This window comes from Nocardia implantans, from assembly GCF_035544775.1.
Classification (GTDB): domain Bacteria; phylum Actinomycetota; class Actinomycetes; order Mycobacteriales; family Mycobacteriaceae; genus Nocardia; species Nocardia implantans.
In genome coordinates this window covers 54,538-71,265 of the sequence record NZ_JAYKYQ010000020.1, presented here as the reverse complement: position 1 = coordinate 71,265, position 16,728 = coordinate 54,538, and the positions used below count along the sequence as shown (strand labels likewise).

General features: G+C 68.6%; 19 protein-coding genes. 4 read left to right on the top strand and 15 right to left on the bottom strand.

Annotation, left to right across the window (positions count from 1 at the left end; genetic code table 11):
* Positions 1 to 204 precede the first annotated feature (204 nt).
* Both U3653_RS31870 and U3653_RS31865 read left to right on the top strand, forming a co-directional pair.
* Positions 205 to 1,086 (top strand): helix-turn-helix domain-containing protein, encoded by an 882-nt coding sequence (locus U3653_RS31870; protein WP_195080667.1) that lies wholly within the window; start codon positions 205 to 207, stop codon positions 1,084 to 1,086.
* Complete coding sequence (locus tag U3653_RS31865) at positions 1,083 to 1,292, top strand: DUF397 domain-containing protein (protein ID WP_195080668.1); 210 nt, start codon at positions 1,083 to 1,085, stop codon at positions 1,290 to 1,292. Before U3653_RS31870 ends, U3653_RS31865 begins: the two co-directional genes overlap by 4 nt.
* A gap of 292 nt (positions 1,293 to 1,584) precedes the next feature.
* Here the strand turns inward: U3653_RS31865 and U3653_RS31860 are convergent, their stop codons facing one another.
* Positions 1,585 to 2,418 carry an alpha/beta hydrolase gene (locus U3653_RS31860; protein ID WP_195080669.1) on the bottom strand — a complete coding sequence of 278 codons (834 nt, stop codon included), beginning with the start codon at positions 2,416 to 2,418 and terminating at the stop codon, positions 1,585 to 1,587.
* 71 nt (positions 2,419 to 2,489) lie between these two features.
* Between U3653_RS31860 and U3653_RS31855 the strand changes: the two genes are divergently transcribed.
* Positions 2,490 to 2,927, top strand: a complete 438-nt coding sequence (locus U3653_RS31855) for a MarR family winged helix-turn-helix transcriptional regulator (protein ID WP_195080670.1) — start codon at positions 2,490 to 2,492, stop codon at positions 2,925 to 2,927.
* Between the two features lie 15 nt (positions 2,928 to 2,942).
* Here the strand turns inward: U3653_RS31855 and U3653_RS31850 are convergent, their stop codons facing one another.
* From U3653_RS31850 to uraD, 14 genes are all read right to left on the bottom strand, one after another.
* Positions 2,943 to 3,329, bottom strand: coding sequence for a DUF6188 family protein (locus tag U3653_RS31850; RefSeq protein ID WP_195080671.1), 387 nt, complete (start codon positions 3,327 to 3,329; stop codon positions 2,943 to 2,945).
* Between the two features lie 2 nt (positions 3,330 to 3,331).
* The gene (locus U3653_RS31845) at positions 3,332 to 4,594 is read right to left on the bottom strand and encodes a hypothetical protein (protein WP_195080672.1); all 1,263 of its coding nucleotides are present in this window, start codon (positions 4,592 to 4,594) and stop codon (positions 3,332 to 3,334) included.
* Between the two features lie 111 nt (positions 4,595 to 4,705).
* On the bottom strand, positions 4,706 to 4,885 hold the full coding sequence (locus tag U3653_RS31840; RefSeq protein WP_195080673.1) for a WXG100 family type VII secretion target: 180 nt from the start codon (positions 4,883 to 4,885) through the stop codon (positions 4,706 to 4,708).
* Positions 4,886 to 4,911: 26 nt separating this feature from the next.
* Positions 4,912 to 5,214: a WXG100 family type VII secretion target gene (locus U3653_RS31835; RefSeq protein WP_323124546.1), complete on the bottom strand. Its 303-nt coding sequence runs from the start codon at positions 5,212 to 5,214 to the stop codon at positions 4,912 to 4,914.
* Positions 5,215 to 5,440: 226 nt separating this feature from the next.
* Positions 5,441 to 6,355: an allantoinase PuuE gene (gene puuE / locus U3653_RS31830; RefSeq protein WP_195080675.1), complete on the bottom strand. Its 915-nt coding sequence runs from the start codon at positions 6,353 to 6,355 to the stop codon at positions 5,441 to 5,443.
* 265 nt (positions 6,356 to 6,620) lie between these two features.
* Positions 6,621 to 7,595, bottom strand: a complete 975-nt coding sequence (gene alc, locus U3653_RS31825; RefSeq protein WP_195080676.1) for an allantoicase — start codon at positions 7,593 to 7,595, stop codon at positions 6,621 to 6,623.
* Positions 7,596 to 7,639: 44 nt separating this feature from the next.
* The gene (locus U3653_RS31820; protein ID WP_195080677.1) at positions 7,640 to 8,854 is read right to left on the bottom strand and encodes a DUF6986 family protein; all 1,215 of its coding nucleotides are present in this window, start codon (positions 8,852 to 8,854) and stop codon (positions 7,640 to 7,642) included.
* On the bottom strand, positions 8,851 to 11,601 hold the full coding sequence (locus U3653_RS31815) for a molybdopterin-dependent oxidoreductase (RefSeq protein WP_195080678.1): 2,751 nt from the start codon (positions 11,599 to 11,601) through the stop codon (positions 8,851 to 8,853). The genes U3653_RS31820 and U3653_RS31815 overlap by 4 nt, the downstream gene beginning before the upstream one ends.
* Positions 11,601 to 12,443 (bottom strand): FAD binding domain-containing protein, encoded by an 843-nt coding sequence (locus tag U3653_RS31810; RefSeq protein ID WP_195080679.1) that lies wholly within the window; start codon positions 12,441 to 12,443, stop codon positions 11,601 to 11,603. The genes U3653_RS31815 and U3653_RS31810 overlap by 1 nt, the downstream gene beginning before the upstream one ends.
* Before the next feature lie 206 nt (positions 12,444 to 12,649).
* Positions 12,650 to 12,802: a hypothetical protein gene (locus U3653_RS31805; RefSeq protein WP_195080680.1), complete on the bottom strand. Its 153-nt coding sequence runs from the start codon at positions 12,800 to 12,802 to the stop codon at positions 12,650 to 12,652.
* Positions 12,803 to 12,923: 121 nt separating this feature from the next.
* Positions 12,924 to 14,285, bottom strand: a complete 1,362-nt coding sequence (locus tag U3653_RS31800; protein WP_195080681.1) for an 8-oxoguanine deaminase — start codon at positions 14,283 to 14,285, stop codon at positions 12,924 to 12,926.
* Positions 14,273 to 15,178: a factor-independent urate hydroxylase gene (pucL, locus tag U3653_RS31795; RefSeq protein ID WP_195080682.1), complete on the bottom strand. Its 906-nt coding sequence runs from the start codon at positions 15,176 to 15,178 to the stop codon at positions 14,273 to 14,275. The genes U3653_RS31800 and pucL overlap by 13 nt, the downstream gene beginning before the upstream one ends.
* A 2-nt stretch (positions 15,179 to 15,180) precedes the next feature.
* Complete coding sequence (gene uraH, locus U3653_RS31790) at positions 15,181 to 15,498, bottom strand: hydroxyisourate hydrolase (protein ID WP_195080683.1); 318 nt, start codon at positions 15,496 to 15,498, stop codon at positions 15,181 to 15,183.
* Entirely contained in the window at positions 15,495 to 15,995 is a 501-nt protein-coding gene (gene uraD / locus U3653_RS31785) for a 2-oxo-4-hydroxy-4-carboxy-5-ureidoimidazoline decarboxylase (protein WP_195080684.1), read from the bottom strand. Before uraD ends, uraH begins: the two co-directional genes overlap by 4 nt.
* Before the next feature lie 136 nt (positions 15,996 to 16,131).
* Here uraD and U3653_RS31780 point away from each other — a divergent pair, with 136 nt between their 5' ends.
* On the top strand, positions 16,132 to 16,728 hold the full coding sequence (locus tag U3653_RS31780) for a nucleotidyltransferase family protein (protein ID WP_195080685.1): 597 nt from the start codon (positions 16,132 to 16,134) through the stop codon (positions 16,726 to 16,728).

Sequence of the window (16,728 nt, the reverse complement as noted above, 5' to 3'; positions counted from 1 at the left end):
CATAACCCCCAGCATTTTCGTAGCGATACGTCCGACCTGCGGCACCGGCGCGGTTCCCGCGAGCGCCCCAGCCGCCTGGCGCACTGAGTACAGCACGATTCGGCCCGAAAATGGAGTGATAACAATATGATTGGACACAGGAAGATTCATTCCAGATCAACTGGAATGCTTTCATAGCACTGCTAACGAAAGGTGGGGGTTCGCGTGGCAGCCCAGACGACGACTCTTCCGCGCAGACTGCTGGCTCGGCGCCTGCTCGAGCTGCGCGAGAACGCCGGACTCACCAGGGACAAGGCGGCCAAGCTGTCCGAAATGAGTTCACAAACGTTGTGGCGCTTGGAGAACGGCCAGGTCGCCATGGTCAAGAAGATGGTGATCCGAACACTGTGCGACGTGTACGACGCGAATGACGACGACCGGCAAGCGCTGCTCTGGCTGGCGGAAGAGGCACGAAAGACGGGTTGGTGGCAGTCCTACAGCGACGCGATGTTTGCGAACACAGACTTGTTCGTCGTCCTGGAACAGGCTGCCTGCCATGTCACGTCGTTCCAATTGACCTTGCTGCCAGGTTTGGTGCAGACAGCCGACTACCGACGTGCCGTTGCCAAAGCTTTCATCCCAGCGTTGACCGATGACGCAATCGACCGGCACATAGAGTTGCTCACCAAACGACAAGCACGCCTTCAGGAACGGCCTGACCGATTCAGCCTGGACGTGAGACTGAGCGAGGCGACGTTGCGCCACCAGATCGGTGGCACTGCGGTCATGGCAGCCCAGTCCAGTCATTTGGCGGAACTGAGCGGCTTGCCGAACGTATCTATCCGAATCGTTCCACTGAGCGCCGGTACCTACCTCGGACTGGAGGCAGGTTCCTTTGTATTACTGGAGTTTCCCGACCACCCGAACCCGTCATTGACCGAGCCGCCCGTGATTTACGTCGAGGGCTACACTGGGGCCCTGTACCTGGACAAACCCGACGAGATCGATCAGTACCAGACCGCGCGGTCAAGTGTCGAGAGTGCGGCACTGAGCGAGGACGAGTCCCGAGCGCTGCTGGTGGCAATTGCAGAGGAGTACGGAGCGTGAGTGCCGACCTATCGACGGCGAAGTGGTTTAAAAGCAGTCGCAGCGGCACCGGCAAAGACTGCGTCGAGGTCGCACATCTCACCGGAGGCATGGTCGGTGTCCGTGACTCCAAGAACTCCTCCGGGCCAGCGTTGATCTTCACGCCCTCCGATTGGGACGCCTTCACGTCAACCATCACCGATGGTGGGTTCGATTTCGCAGAGTGAGCACGCTTCCCGCTCGCCAACACGCGGCCCGTACCAGGACATGCATTCTCAGGTACGGACCGCTGTCGTATCGACTATTCCGGCTCACGAGTGGCACATGAGCGAGAGCCCTTCTCGCGTTTTGCCGCAGCCTTGTGCCACTCGTGGCGGAAGCTGGTCGATCTGAAGGGCCGGGTTCGGCCCTGGGGGTGGATGGCAGGATGGGCATGGGCATGTTGCACGAGCGCTCCCGAAGGCCCTGTCTGTCAGCGCCATGATGTGACGAGCCGCGCAGGCTCTGTCCCGCCGATAGCTAGTGGTCTGACAGGTTTTCGCCGACTCGCGCGGCCCATCCCGCCGGATGCGTCAGGTTCCCGTTGTGCCCGCCGGGGAATTCCACCACCGGCACGCCGCGCAGTGCCGCCAACTCGTGGGCGGCTTTGTAGTCGAAGACGTGTCGTGGGGTGGTCTCCCCACAGGCCGGGACGATGCGCACCGGGGATTGCCGCAAGGCCGCGACGTCCAGGTGGTCGGCGCGGATCGCGGCGAAGTCGTGTCCGAGGAAGTATTCGAAGTTCGCGGCGCGCTCTGGGCCGAGCGGGGCGGCGGTCACGCCGGGTTCGCGGTCCTGGTTCTGCGGATCTATTCCCAGCGTCCGCACCATCGGGGCGAGCGCCGCCTGCCAGCCGCGCTCGGCGAACACCTGCTCGCAGTGTTCGAGTTCGCCGAGTTGGGTGGCGCGGTCGGCGGCGGCGAGCAGCCACGGCGTGACGGGCTCGTGTGCGATGAGAGTGTGCAGCCGGTTCGGGTGGTCGACCGCGAGATGCAATCCGATGGCCGCACCCATGCTGCACCCGAGTATTGCCACGGGCTCGTCGGTCAACGCCGAGAGCAGGCGGTGGACGTCGTCGGCGTGCGTCGCGACCGAGGCGGGCACCACCGGATCGCGAAGGACACTGCGAGACAGGCCGCGCCGGTCGTAGGTGACGACGGTGAAGCGCCGCTCCAGATGACCGACGAGATCCTCGCTGCGCCGCGCGTCCCCCTCTCCGCTCTGCGCGATCAGCAGCATCGGACCGCTGCCGCGCACTTCGTAATACAGGTCGGCTCCGCGAACCTCGAGCGTCCCGGTGGAAATCGTGTTCATGCAGAGAAGGCTAATCCATCAATTAAGATACATCAATATTGATACATCTGGATTGATGTAAAGTTCCCCTCGTGGACGGAGTCGAACTGTTCCTGCTGGGCCGGGCGTTGATGAAGATCGGCGAGCAGGCGTTGCCGACGGCCGGACTCGGCGGCGGGCACCGCCCGGTGCTCGTGGTGTCAAGCGACATCCTCGAACACCCCGACAGCACCGTGGGGGAAATCGCCGCGCGCACAGGGTTGCCGCAGAGCGCGGTCTCCACCGCGGTGGCACGGCTCAAAGAGGCCGGAGCGATCGTCTCGACGGTCGACCCGCGCGACCGCAGGCGCACCCTGATCCGCGCGGCCGACGAAGCTTCACCGCGAGTCGCCGAAATCCGCGCCGCCCCCGTGGATCAAGCGGTAGCAGCCGCACTACCCGACGACCCAGCCACCGTGCGCGAGGTCCTCGAAGCCATCGCCACCCTCACCCGCCACCTACGCCCCCGCGAACGCCGCGCCGACCTCTGACAGCCACTCCGAGATTCAGTGCGCCTCGCGCGCAGACCAAATGGCCAGTTCCCCGCCCGGCATACAGATCACACGATAGCCGCCCGGCCCGACGACTCCCCATGCCTCGTATTCTTCATCGACAGGAACGTGAATCCTCGCCCCGGATTCGAAAACAACTATCAAACCGGACCCGTCTTCAGCGCTGGAGGATGTCACAGCACCCCCGATCAGCGCGTTCAAATCGGTCGCGATACTGCCGTAGTCCTCGGACGACGCGCTCGACGTCTTCCCGTCCGCGGTGGTGAACTCGATATCGCCCTCGATCTGGAGTTCGAACTCCGAGTTCGGGCCGAATCGAATCGTCAGCGCGTATCCTATAAGAACTTCGGATACGCGCTGACCTACCAATGATATTTCCATTCTTACCATCCTTGGGGCGTCGGAAATGTTCCGTCCGGATTCTTCGGTATGTGGGTCGCAGCCTTGCTTCCAGGTTTTCCGTCGAGTCCGATGGGTTGGCCGTGCTCATTATAGAAGCGAACATATCCGTTCGGGTATTGCGCGGTCGGCTCCGCGTCACGGAACATATTCGCATTCCCCTTGGACCCCGGCTTCTGCCAGACCCACCCCTTTCCGTTGTCCGCTCGCCTGACCTCCCACCCCTCGGGAACGTGATTCGGCCGCTTCGGGGTTCCCGCGCCGATGATCTTTTTGCCGAGCTCCCGGAGTCGTTGCAGGACAGACCGAATGTTGGTAGGGAGTTTTTCGAGAGCCTTCAGTACTTTGAAACCGATGCCGGCGAGGATCGTGCCGACTCGGGAAGCATAGTTCTTCACCTTGAGCGCGATCTTCCCCGCCTTCGCGGCAGCAACCGCCGCAGCACCGAAACCTGCCGTCAAAGCTCCGGCGACGATACTGAAGGCAACACTTGTCGCGATCTCGAGGGCGATCTCCTCGGCGAGTTCCCTGAGGAGATCCTTGAGTTTCTCGCGGAGGCTGTCGATCGCCGCTTTGTGGTCACGGCACGATTGCGCAATCTCCGCATAAAGACCGAGAATACTTTCGGCCGACGACTTCATCTCCCGGATATCTTCGTCGACGTACTCCAAGTCGGGCGCCGTCTCGGTATCAAAATTGCTTGCGAGACTCTCGAGAAGAGCAGGCAGGTTGCCCGCCCCATCAGCGGATGCGAACTTCGACCAGACATCGGCGGCGATTTGCAATTTATCGGGTTCGCCGTCCGGGATCGAGACACCGAAATTCTCCAGTGCGGAAACCGCAAAACCGACATCATCGAAGAGCCCGCTCCCAGGACCGCCGGCGGATGGAGGTGGAACTACACAGGCGGCCCAGGCCGGAGGAAACTGTGTCGGTTCGACTGGCGCCGCGCGGCCGCTTCCTTCCTCATGATCGGCGAGGGCGTAGTTGTAGCCGCAAGCCTGTAACACGTTGGCATAGTTGCCCATCGCCTCGACGAGCGACTGCGTCAAGGTCATCGCCTCGGTGACGGTTTTGTCGTATGAGGTTGCCCAATCCTTAGACGCCCCCACGTTGCCGCCCATAGCGTCTGTAATGCGCAGAGCGGCCATCTGATCGGCGAAAATCTTTTGAAATGAGCAGGCGTAACTGTTGAGGCTGGCACCCGCCAACGCATACACCAGCGGATCCACGACGAGTTCGGACATCGGCGATGGGGCCTTACCCGCGTCCCAGCATTTGGAGATTCGCGGCAATCGCCGCGGTGTATCGGTCGTGGGCAGCTCGAGCGGCCCCTTGCATGGCCTGAATGCCTTCGGCTACCTCGGTGGCACCAGTGACCCACTGGCGGAACGCGTCGGCTTGGGCGTCGGCAGCCAGCCGTTCCAGTTCTGCTGGACCGTATCGATGCGCTGCTGCAGTCCGGCGAGGCTGTCGTTGAGAAACCCGACGAATGCACCCACGCGTGCGGTGATCTGTTCGAGCTCGGACAGCTTCACTCGGAAAGGCTGTGCGTTTTCCACCATCACAGCTCCGGAAGGTCGAGCGAACTGGTCAACGACGCCGTGACCGATGCGCGGGAGGAGTCCTCGTCCGTAACAACCTGGCTGGTCACGCCGAGCAGCTCTGCCATCGCGGCCAACGCGTCCAACACCGTGTCTGCACCTTGCTTGGTTTCGATCCATCCCGCCGAGTACGCGTCCGCAGAGGTACCCTTCCACGACTCGAGCAGAGTGGTGATATCGGAATCCAGGGATCGCAATCCGTTCACCAACGACTCGGCCACCCGCTGCACATACTTACCCGCGTCGGCGACCTCGGCAGGCACCACAGCGAAATCTCGACCAGACCCATCCGGACTCGAAGTCATCGTGCCCCTCCCCTCTTCGAGCAGGTCAACCCCGCATCGACGGTACCGAATTACGAACTGGCTCAGCAAGTACATCGGGACAGACCACAAGACGACAGCGGCCCAGCACGAGTTCCTATCGTCTTCGACATTCGACGGTTCGCTGAAGTGCGTGCAAGCTCGGATGCGCTCGTCGATGCAGGAGTTACCAGTCCTTCATGCCAGGACGGGGTGGTGGGTGGACCGTGCGCCAGTGGCGGGCTATGTCGATGCGGCGGGTTATCCAGACCTGGTCGTAGGACTGGATGTGGTCGAGCAGGCGTTCCAGGGCGGCGGTGCGGGCGGGGCGGCCGATGAGGCGGCAGTGCAGGCCGATGGAGAGCATTTTCGGGGTGTCTTCGGCGCCTTCGCGGTAGAGGACGTCGAAGGCGTCGCGGACGTGCGCGAAGAACTGCTCGCCGGTGGGGAAACCGGCGGGCGAGGCGAAGCGCATGTCGTTGGTGTCCAGCGTGTACGGCACCACCAAGTGGTCGCGGTCGTGCACGCGCACCCAGTAGGGCAGGTCGTCGGCGTAGGAGTCGGAGTCGTAGACGAAGCCGCCGTGCTCCACCACCAACTCCCTGGTGTTCGGCGAGTCGCGGCCGGTGTACCAGCCCAGCGGCGGCGAGCCGGTCAGTTCGGTCAGCACACGCACCGCCTCGGCCATGTGCGCGCGCTCGGTGTCGCGGTCGGTGAGCTGGTAGGACTTCCAGCGCAGCCCGTGGCAGGCGATCTCGTGGCCGAGTTCGCGGAAGGCCGCCACCGCCTCGGGGTTACGTTGCAAAGCGCGGGCGACCGCGAAGATCGTCAGCGGCAGCCCGCGCCGCTCGAAGACGCGCAGCACCCGCCACAACCCGGCGCGTGAGCCGTACTCGTAGAGCGATTCCATGCTCATGTGGCGGTTCGGGAACGCTTCGGCAGGAGTCATCTCCGACAGGAACGTCTCGGAGAACTCGTCACCGTCGAGGACGTTGTTCTCGCCGCCCTCTTCGTAGTTGAGCACGAATTGCACCGCGATCCGCGCCTCCCCCGGCCACTTCGGGTCCGGCGGACGCGGGCCGTAGCCGACGAAATCTCTCATAGCCGCGCCTCACGCACACACGGCTCCGTACGCCCCGCCGATATCGAGCGCCGCACTCGCCGGACAGACGCGACCGCACGCGACACCGTCGTCCACGCGCTCAGACCCCGAGTCGACCGAGAACGCACAGCTGCACGCGCCGCCGATGTGCGCACGGGCGGGCGGCACTTTCGCCGAGAAGCCGCGACCGCACGCGGCACCGACGCGCTCGAACGCCGAGTCGGCCGAAAAGACGCGACCGCATGCCCTGCCGATGCCCCGGCGTTCATGCGCCCAGCTCGCCGTAGAGGCGCAGCCGCGCCAAGCCGCCGTCCGGATAGATGTCCAAGCGCACCTCCTCCACCGACGCGGCCATCGGCGCGATCGGAAACCGGTGCCGAGTGTCGGGTTGCAGTGTGGTGCGCGGTAACAACTCCAACTCGGTGCCGTCGTTGGTGCGACCGGTCAGCCGGGCCGCGCCGGGACTGTTGCCCAGGAAGTACGACGTGTCCAGTTCGGCGAGCCGGATGAGTCCCGGCCCGGCCAGGCGGATGCGCACCCAGTCGTTCCCGTCGTCCCTGCGGCGGGCGGTCTCCCAGCCCTCGCCCATGGACCTGGCCCGGCCGGGATACAGCAACTGGTTCGGTGAGCTGTAGAAGCGATTGGAGCAGTCCAGCACCAGCGCGCCGTTCTCCAGGGCGGCCAGGTCCAGCGGCCCGAGGCCGAACAGGCGCGGATCGGGCCTGCCCTCTCCGTGCACCCGCAACCTGGCCACGCCGCCGTCGGGGTGCATGGTGAGCTTCACATGGGTCCAGCGCTTCTCGTTCTCGACGGTGAACAGGTTGCGGCTGTCGCCCGCCACGGGGGAACGATCGACCAGCATCACCCAATCGTCGCGCGCGGCGATGGTCTCGGCGGGCGGATAGTCCTCGATCTCCAACGCGGACACCGAGACGGCGGGCGGGTAGTTGCCCGTGAACCAGGCCGTGTCCACCACGATCCCGCGGATCACGCCCGGCACGCCCAGCCGCACGATCGCCGTATCGTCGCCGGGCTGCCCGCGATGTCTGCGGGTCTCCCAGCCGTCGTAGATCTGCCCTTTGTGCCCGAAGTCGGAGGGCCGGTGCCGGGCGGGACCCGGATTGATCAAATTCTCCTTCTCCGCGAAGAATTCGTCGTTCGCCCAGATCACCGAGCCGCCCAGCGGCCGGACCGCCAGGTCCGGCAGCAGCGTGAACTCCTCGTCGCCCCGGTCGCGCATCGCGCCTCCTGTGTCGTGCGGGATCGCCCCGTTCGGATGGACGGTCACGGCGCCTCCGGTAGCGGCGCGCGCGCCGCCAAGGCCCGCAGCACCGGCTCGGTGAGTTCCGGCGCGCCCGCGTCCGGGCGGGCGCCGCAGTCGATGCCGCGCAGCACCGTGGCGGCCAGCGCTTCGGCCGTGGCGGGCTCGTCGACGACGTCGCCGCCGCGGCGGGCGAGATAGTCCCGCAGACGCGGCACCGCGACGTCCATCGCCCGGCGGAAGAAGTCGTAGGTGGCCAGCCATCGGGTGACGAGGTGACCCGGATGCATGTCCCAGCCCTGGTAGTACCCGCGCCGCAACGCCCGGACGACCAATCGGTGGTGGTTGCGCAGCGCCGCCTCCGGGTCGGCGTCGGGCACGATCTGGGTGGAACCGTCGCACACCCACACCCCGGTCTGCGCGGCCGCGACTTGCATCACCGCCTTGGCGTGATCGGCGGCCGGGTGGTCGAGCGCCTGATCCGGCGCGGCGACGCCACAGGCGGCGGTGTAGTCGTAGGTACCGAAATGCAATGCGCTGCAACGTCCTTCGGCGACAGCGAGCATGGCGGCCACCGGGGCGGTGCCGTCGGCGGCGATGATCGCCTGCGGGCTCTCGATCTGTAGCTCGAAGCGCAGGCTGCCCTCCGCGATGCCGTACCCGCGTTCCAGCCCGACGCACAGTTGCACCAACGCCGTGACCTGCTGCACCGCGCGAATCTTCGGCACGGTGAACACGAATCCCCCGGGCACGCCGCCCGCGCCCGTCAGCACGAGGTCGAGCGTGCGCAGCGCACGACGGCGTTCACCGCCGCCCAAACCCTTCATCCGGATGCCGCTGCTCGCCGGGCCGCCGGACCGCCGCGCCCAAGCCGCCAGCACCTCGCCCGCCGCCGTGGCCGCGCGGTCCTCCTCGGCGTCGGCGCGCAGACCGTAGCCGTCCTCGAAGTCGATGCGCAGGTCCTGCACCGGATCGGCTTCCAGCCGTTTGCGCACCTCGGGCAGCGAATCGGTGCCGTCGAGCGTGCCGAGCAGATCGCGGTGGCGGTCGAGCAGTTCGACCGCGGCCGCACCCCAGGCTTCGGGAGTCTCCTCGGCGAGGCGGTCGGCGGGGACGTACACGGTGTGGATCGGTTGTGCGCGGCCGTTCGAGCCGGGATACCTGCGGCGCAGCTCGGCGTCGACCCCGTCGAGCAGCGCCTCGATCCGGGCGCGGACGTTCTCCGGCACCTTCGTCATCGTGACTCCCTCTCCCGCAAGGCGGCCCACACCCGGTCCGCGGTCATCGGCAGCCGGTACAGCCGTACGCCGACCGCATCGCGGATCGCGTTGGCCAGCGCGGGCGCGACCGGGTTGTACGGCGATTCGCTCATCGACTTGGCGCCCAGCGGGCCGAGCGCGTCGGACGTCTCGGCGAAGTAGACCTCCGTGCGCGGCACGTCGGCGAACTGCGGTATGTGGTAGTGCCGCAAGGTCTGTGCGCCGATCACCCCGTCCGCGCTGCGCATGTCCTCGTACAGCGCGGTGCCGATGGCCTGCGCCGCGCCGCCCTCTACCTGTCCGCGGCACTGCGCCGGGTTGAGCACCGTGCCGGCGTCGGCCGCCTGGATCGACTGGAGAATGCGCACCGCCCCCGTTTCGGGGTGCACGGCGACGCGGAAGGCGTGCACGTTGAAGCTCACCGACCTGGGGCTGCCGCCGTGCTCGGCGTGCGCGACGAGCTCGCCGCCGGTCAGCAGTTCGGCCGCGGTGAGCACCCGGTCGCCGCAGTGCACGCCGCCGGAGTTCAGCACGCAGTCCCGCTCCGCGACGCCGGCCAGTTCCGCCGCCCTGGCCAGCAGCCGCCCGCGCAAGCCGCACGCCGCCGCGTACACGGCCTTGCCCGCGACCACGATGCCGGTGGAGCCGAACGCGCCGGTGTCGTGGTCGACCAGGTCGGTGTCGCCGTGCCGGATCACGATGCGATCCACCTCGGTCTCCAGCGCGGTGGCGGCGAGCTGGGCGTGCACCGTGGTCGTGCCGTTGCCGAATTCCGCTGTGCCGACCCTGATCTCGTAACGGCCGTCGGGCAGCAGCGCGGCTGTCGCGGTGGATCGGTGACCGCGCGGCGGGACGGTCGCGATCATCGCGGCGGCCATGCCGGTGCCCACCCGCCACCCCGGGCCGGGCGCGCGCACGTCGTTGCCGCGCAGCAGGGCTCGTTCGGCGAGGTCGAGGCACTGGTCCAGGCCGTAGCTGCCGAACATCAGATCGCTCTCGTTCACCGCCGCGCCGACGAACCGGTCGCCGGGTACCACCGCGTTGCGGCGGCGCAGTTCGAAGGGGTCCATGCCGAGCGCGTGCGCGAGTTCGTCCAGAGCCGATTCCACCGCGAAGATCACCTGCCCGAGGCCGTAGCCGCGGAACGCTCCGGAGGGAACGTTGTTGGTGTACACCGCGCGCGCGTCGACCCGCTTGTTGGCACAGCGGTACAGCTCCACCGACTCGCCCACGCCGTGATACATCACCCCGCCGCTGTGATTGCCGTAGGCGCCGGTGTCGGCGAGCACGTCGACGGCCAAGGCGGTCAGCACACCGCGCGCGTCGGCCCCGGCTGTCACCTCGACGCGCATCGGATGACGGCAGGTCGCGGCGACGAACTCGTCGGAGCGCGTGAATTCGTACTGCACCGGCCTGCCGGTGCGCAGCACGGCCAGCGCGATCAGGTCTTCGGCCAGCAGCTCCTGTTTCGCGCCGAATCCGCCGCCCACCCTGGCCGTGAACACCCGCACCTGCGCCGGCGACCGGCCGAACAGGCGGCACAGTTCGTCACGGACCAGGAACGGGACCTGGGTGCTGCACCGGATGACCAGGCGTCCGGCGTCGTCGAGCCAGCCGACCCCGCCGTGCGTCTCCAGATGTACGTGCTGGCCGCGCGGCGAATCCCATACGCCGCGCACGACGTGCGCCGCGGCGGCCAAGCCCGCGGCGACGTCGCCGACCTCGCCGTGCAGCTCGGCTGCCAGGTTGCGGCCGGGATCGGTGATACGGGCGGAGGCCGGTTTGTCGCCGTGCAGTTTCGGCGCGTCGGCGCGCAGCGCGTCCCGCGGATCGAACACCGCGGGCATGACCTCGTAGTCGACCTCCAGCAAACGGCACGCTTCGCGGGCGATCGCGACGCTGTCGGCCACCACCGCGGCCACCCGCTGACCTACGAATCGGACCGTCCGGTCGAGCACGTAGGTGTCGTCGGGGTCGTCGGTGCGCAGCTCGTGCCGTGCGGTGGAGAACGGCATGTCCGGTGCGTCGGCGTGGGTGAGCACCGCGTGCACGCCGGGCAGCGCCTCGGCGGCGGTGGTGCCGATCGAGCGGATCCGCGCATGGGCGTGCGGGCTCCGCAGCACCGCGATGTGCAGCGGGGCGGCCGGCGGCGCGGTGTCGGCCTCGCCCGGTCGCGGCAGGTCGAAGGTGAACGGTTCGCGTCCGGAGACGATGCGCGGCCCGGCCGGGGCCACGACAGCCGCGGCCGGATCGGGGGCGGCGGCGGGATCGTCCGGAGTGAGCTGTTCGCCCAGCGCGGCGCGGATGGCGCGGTAACCCGTGCAGCGGCACAGGTTGCCTTTCATCAACTCGGCGAGTTCGTCGCCCGGCACGCCGACCTGATTTTCGGCGGCACACCCGAGCCCCGCCGCCGTGACCACCATGCCCGCGGTGCAGAACCCGCATTGGAACGCGGCCTCGGCGAGGAACCGGCGTTGCACCGGATGCGGGTGCTCGGGGGTTCCGAGTCCGGCGGCGGTGGTGACCGATCGTCCGGCGGCGCGATAGGCCGGAAAGACGCAGGAGTGCACCGTCATTCCGTCCACCAGCACCGAGCAGGCCCCGCAGTCGCCCGAGTCGCAGCCCTTCTTGACCGCCAGCGCGCCACCGTCCCGCAGCGCGGTGCGCAGGCACTGCCCCGGCCGCGCCTCGATGTCGACGGGCCTGCCGTCCACTTCGAAACGCATCAACCACCCCGCAATTCCGCGGCAACCTCGCGGGCGAGCAATCCCGCGACATGTCCGCGCCACTCCGGTGACCCGTGCGGATCGTCGAACCACAGCGCCGGATCGATCGTGTGCACGGCATCGCGGATCTCGCCATCGGTGGGCGGTGCGGCGAAGTCCAGGACGACGGGCTTGATCGTGGCGGCCGTGATCGTGACAGCGCTGCGGCCGCTGCCTTCCCGCCGCCCCATGACGACGGCGCCGGACCGGCCGAGCGGGGCGAGCGCGATCTTCCGAAAGCTGGTTCGCGCCAGCAGACTCGACCGCGGCACCCGAATCGAGCGCAGCACTTCTTCGCGCCGCAACGCCGTTCGTCCCGGCCCGAGGACGAACTCCCGCAACGGGATTCGCCGATCCGAACCGTCCGCGGCCCACACCAGCGCCGTGGCGTCGAGCGCCGCCAGCGCGCCGAGCACCGCGCCCGCGGGCAGCGCGAGGCAGACGTTGCCCCCGACGGTCGCGGTGCGCCAGATCTTGTGCGAGGCCAGCAGCGCCCGGCAGGCCGGGGCGAACAGCGCGGTCCCCGGCCACGGGTCGCGCAATACCCGGGCCCCCAGCTCACGGCCGGGCGCTGCGCCGGCGAACTCGGCCAAGGTGCAGGTCGCGGCGATGTCCAGTCCCCCGTCCACGATGTCGAACGCGGGCCAGCCGAGGCCGGTGATGTCGACCAAGCGCAGCAGCTGATCCTGCGGCTCAGAGAACAGGAAGGTTCCTCCGGCGAGCACCGCGGTGGAAGCGCCGAGCGAGGCCAGGTCTTCGCGCTCGCGCGCGATCACCACCTCGCGAATCGTGTCCAGGTCCACGTCTCACCTCGTTCCTGCCTCTCGGTCACGGTAGAGCCAGTCGGTTGCCGCCATATTGCGCGCGACGCATGTCGGATTGCGCGGCTGTTACCTCGCCGCGCGGCGGCCACCCGCGAGCGGGAGCCGTCCCGGCCGCACACTGTGGGGCGGTGCCGTTCACGACACCACGGCTCCCGCCTCGGCGGGCCGTCCGAGCCGACACTGCTTCAGTATTGCTCGTCCCGCCTGACCAGGCTCGACACCTCGCCCAGATCAGCGAGGCGAGCGTCGGTGACCCGCCCGGCAACCACACCCTGGACGGTGGCGATGAACGGGAGGTTCGCCCCGTCCGCCCCGCTGCTGATCTCGTAGTCGCCCACGCCGGGGGCCGGAGTGGGAACGCGGACAGATGACGCGGCTTCACCGCCGCCGGGCGTCCCCCGAAACGCCGCTGAGCGCCACTCCGGGCGTTCCGGTCTCGACCCGACCCGCGCGAGTCGCTCAACCTGCCTTCGCCAGCAGCGCCGCCTGCGCGCGCCTCACCTCGGCGGCCACCACGTCCGTGTCCACCGTCCTGACCTCGCCGTCGCGCACCACCTCGCGCCCGTTCACCAGCAACGCCGCCAGCGGTGGTGGCGAGCCGAGCAGCAGGGCGGTCACCGGATCCGCGATCCCGGCGTGCGCGGCGGTGTCCAGCCGCCACAGCGCCAGGTCCGCCAGTTTGCCCACCTCGATCGAGCCGATGTCGGCGGCGCGGCCGAGCACCCGCGCGCCGCCCATGGTGGCCAGTTCCAGGGCGGTGCGCACGGTCATCGCGTGTGGTCCGCCCCGGTTGCGGGCCCACAGCAAGGCGTGGCGCGGTTCCTCGATCATCGACCCGGCCTCGTTGCTCGCCGCCCCGTCGACGCCGAGCCCCACCGGGACGCCCGCGCGGACCAGGTCGGCGACGCGGGCGACGCCCGCGCCCAGCCGCGCGTTCGACGTGGGACAGTGCGCGACGCCGGTGCCGGTCGCCGCCATGACGCCGATCGCGTCGTCGTCCAGGTGGACGGCGTGCGCGTACCAGACGTCGGGGCCGAACCAGTCCATCCGCCGCAGGTACTGCGCGGGCGCGCAGCCGAAAGTCGCCAGGCAGTAGTCCTGCTCATCGATGGTCTCGGCGAGGTGGGTGTGCAGCCGGACCCCGGTGTCGCGGGCCAGCGCCGCCGACTCGCGCAGCAGGTCGGGCGTGACGGAGAACGGCGAGCACGGCGCGAGCGCGATCCGCAGCATGGCGTCCGGCGACGGATCGTGCCAGCGCGCGACGGCCGCCGCGCTCGCGGTGAGGATGTCGTCCAGGCGCTCCACCAAGTGGTCGGGCGGCAGCCCGCCCGCGCTCGCGCCGAGATCCATCGAGCCGCGACAGGGATGGAACCGCAGGCCCACTCGCGCCGCCGCCTCGATCTCGGCGGCGAGCGGGTCACCGCCGTCGCGCGGAAACACGTAGTGGTGATCGGTGCTGGTGGTGCATCCCGTGCGGGCGAGGGCGGCGAGCGCGCCCGTGGCCGCCACCCGCACACCGTCCTCGTCGATACCGGCCCAGACCGGGTAGAGCGTGTTCAGCCATTCGAACAGGGTGTGGTCGGTGGCCAGGCCGCGGGTGATCCATTGGTAGAGGTGCTGGTGGGTGTTCACCAGTCCGGGCGTCAGCAGGCAGCCGCGCCCGTCGATGCGCCGCGCGTCCGGGCCGAGGTCGGGCGGATCGCCCGCCCCGACCGCGTCGATCCGGTTGCCGCGCACGACGACGTGTCCGCGGGCGTATTCGGTCCCCTCGGCGTCGACGGTCGCGACGGCGCAGCCCGCGATGACGGTCACCTGGTCCACGCGGGACCCGCTTCCGGCGCGTCTGCCCGCGCCACGGTGGCATGGATCAGTCCGTAGGGACGGTCGTCGGCGTGATAGACCTCGCCGTGGTTCTCGATGCCGAAGCGGCCGAGGTCGTAGTCGAAGTGATGCTTGTTCGGCGCGGCGAGCCGGATCTCGGCCAGCACCGGGTAGGCGGTGAGCGCGGCCTTGCCCATTTCGAACAGCGTCTGCTGCAGGGCCTTGGAGTGCAGCGTCGCGAAGGTCTCCACCAGCCGCGCCCGCACGCCGGTGTAGACCTCGTCCCAGTCGACGCCCGTGCTGCTCGCGAACCGCCACTCGGCGACCAGCGCGGTGGCCAGCATTCGATCGCTGGTCGGCGCGAGCACGGTGAACTCGTCGGTCAGGAAGCCGGCGAACTCCGAGCCGGTCGACTTGAGGATGGTCAGGTCCTTCACCCCGCCGACGACCCAAGCCTGCCGTTCGGCGCCTTTCCCCGCCACGGTGACCGCCGCCGTGCGCACTTCCGGTCCCTGCCGCACCCAGGTGTGGTCGTGCTCCACACCGCCGACGGTGACGCGCTGCCAGGCGTATTCGTCGACCTCGACGCGCGCGCTGCGCACCGGCTCGATCTCGGTGACGAAATGATCGGCCAGCGCGAGCGCGTAGTCCTCGATGGCCCGCAGCCCGGGACGCTTCGCGAAGGCGTAGGCCGTCTGCTTCTGCGAGTCGGTGGGCAGGACCTTCGCTTGGTCGCCCGCTACGTACGCGTCGGCGAAATCCCCCCGCAGCACCGTGGAGACGTTCACATCGCGGATCTCGTGCCGTGCGCCGCGCCGGTGGATCCGGACGATCCGGTTCTCCGCTTTGCCGTAGCGGTGGTCGGTCAGCACGATGGGCCCGGTCAATTCCATGCTCAGCTCCCTCGATAGGTGGAAAAGGCGAAGGGCGACAACAGCAACGGAACGTGATAGTGCCGTTCCTCGCGCACCGCGAAAGCGATGCTCACCTCGGGATAGAAGGTTTCGACCCCTTGGCCCGCGAAGTAGGCGCCGGTGTCGAACACCAACCGATAGGTCGCGGGTTCGAGCGCTTCGCCCAACGCCCCGATCCGGCCGTCCGCGTCCGTTTCGCCCGAATCGAGCCGATGCGCCTGCCGGTACAACGTCACCGTGACGCCCGCGGCGGGCACACCGCGCATCGCGTCCAGCACATGGGTGCTCAGCGTGCTCACGACCGCTCCAGCAGCGCGTGCAGCCGGATCCGATTGATCTTGCCCAATTCAGTTCGCATTACCCGCCTTTCGGTCTCGGGATCATTGCGCAACCGGGCGGTGAGCAGCGCGAGCAGCTCCTCGCCCGACTTCCCGCTCGCACTCACCAGATAGACGTGCCCGAACCGTTCCTCATACGCGCGATTGCCCTCGGCGAGCGCCGCGCGCACCGCCTCGCCCGCGCCCGCCACCCCGGCCTGCTCCCGCGCGGAGGCACCGGAATGCGGCCGCTCCCCGATCCTGGGGTGTCCCGCCAGCGCGCGGTCCAGCTCCCATTCCGGCAACCCCGCCAGCACCTCGTCCGCAGCGTCGAGCAGCGCCTCGACGCTCCCGTACGGACGGCCCGCGACCAGCGCCCGCGCGAAGTCCGGCGACGAGCAGCACCCGAGCACCGCCCGGTAGGCCGCGTCGTCGGACAGCGCGTCGAACGCTGTGATTCCGCGTCGCTGATCCGTCATCGGACCAGCATCGAATACGACCGGGGCCGCCGCCACCGGAAGCGGAGGGATCGCCTTCGGCGTGTCGCTCACGAAACGCCCTTGACCACCGGTTTCCCCCCGTGCGGCGCAGACCGGCCGGTATTACCTTTTAGGCATGGCCGACCCTGATCGCTCCGCCGTCGCGGCCTGCGCCGGCGTCGTGCTCGCCGCGGGCGCCGGGACCCGCTACGGAAAACCGAAAGCGCTCGCCGAGGGCGGCGCCTGGCTGCGGTCCGCGGTCGCCGCGCTGCGCGACGGCGGCTGCGACCCGGTCATCGTCGTGCTCGGCGCGACCGGCCCGACGCCGCGGATCGTCGATCTGCCGCCGGGCGTGCGGCACGTGTGGGCGGCGGACTGGGCGACCGGCCTGAGCGCGTCGCTGCGGGCGGGCTTGATCGCCGCCGCGAGCACCCCTGCCCGCTATGCCGCGATCATGCCGGTCGACACCCCCGATGTCGGCGCCGACGCGGTCGCCCGAGTGCTCGCCGCCGCCCTCTCGGCCCCCAGCGGACTGGCTCGTGCCGTGTTCCACAACACACCGGGACACCCCGTTGTCATCGCCCACAAGCACTGGAACGCCGTTTGCGGATCGGCCTCAGGAGATTCCGGCGCCCGCACCTATTTGACCGGCAGAAACGATATGGTGTGCGTCACGTGCGACGATTTGGCGACGGGCGTCGATCGTGACTTCCCGGCCACGACCGCACGGTGA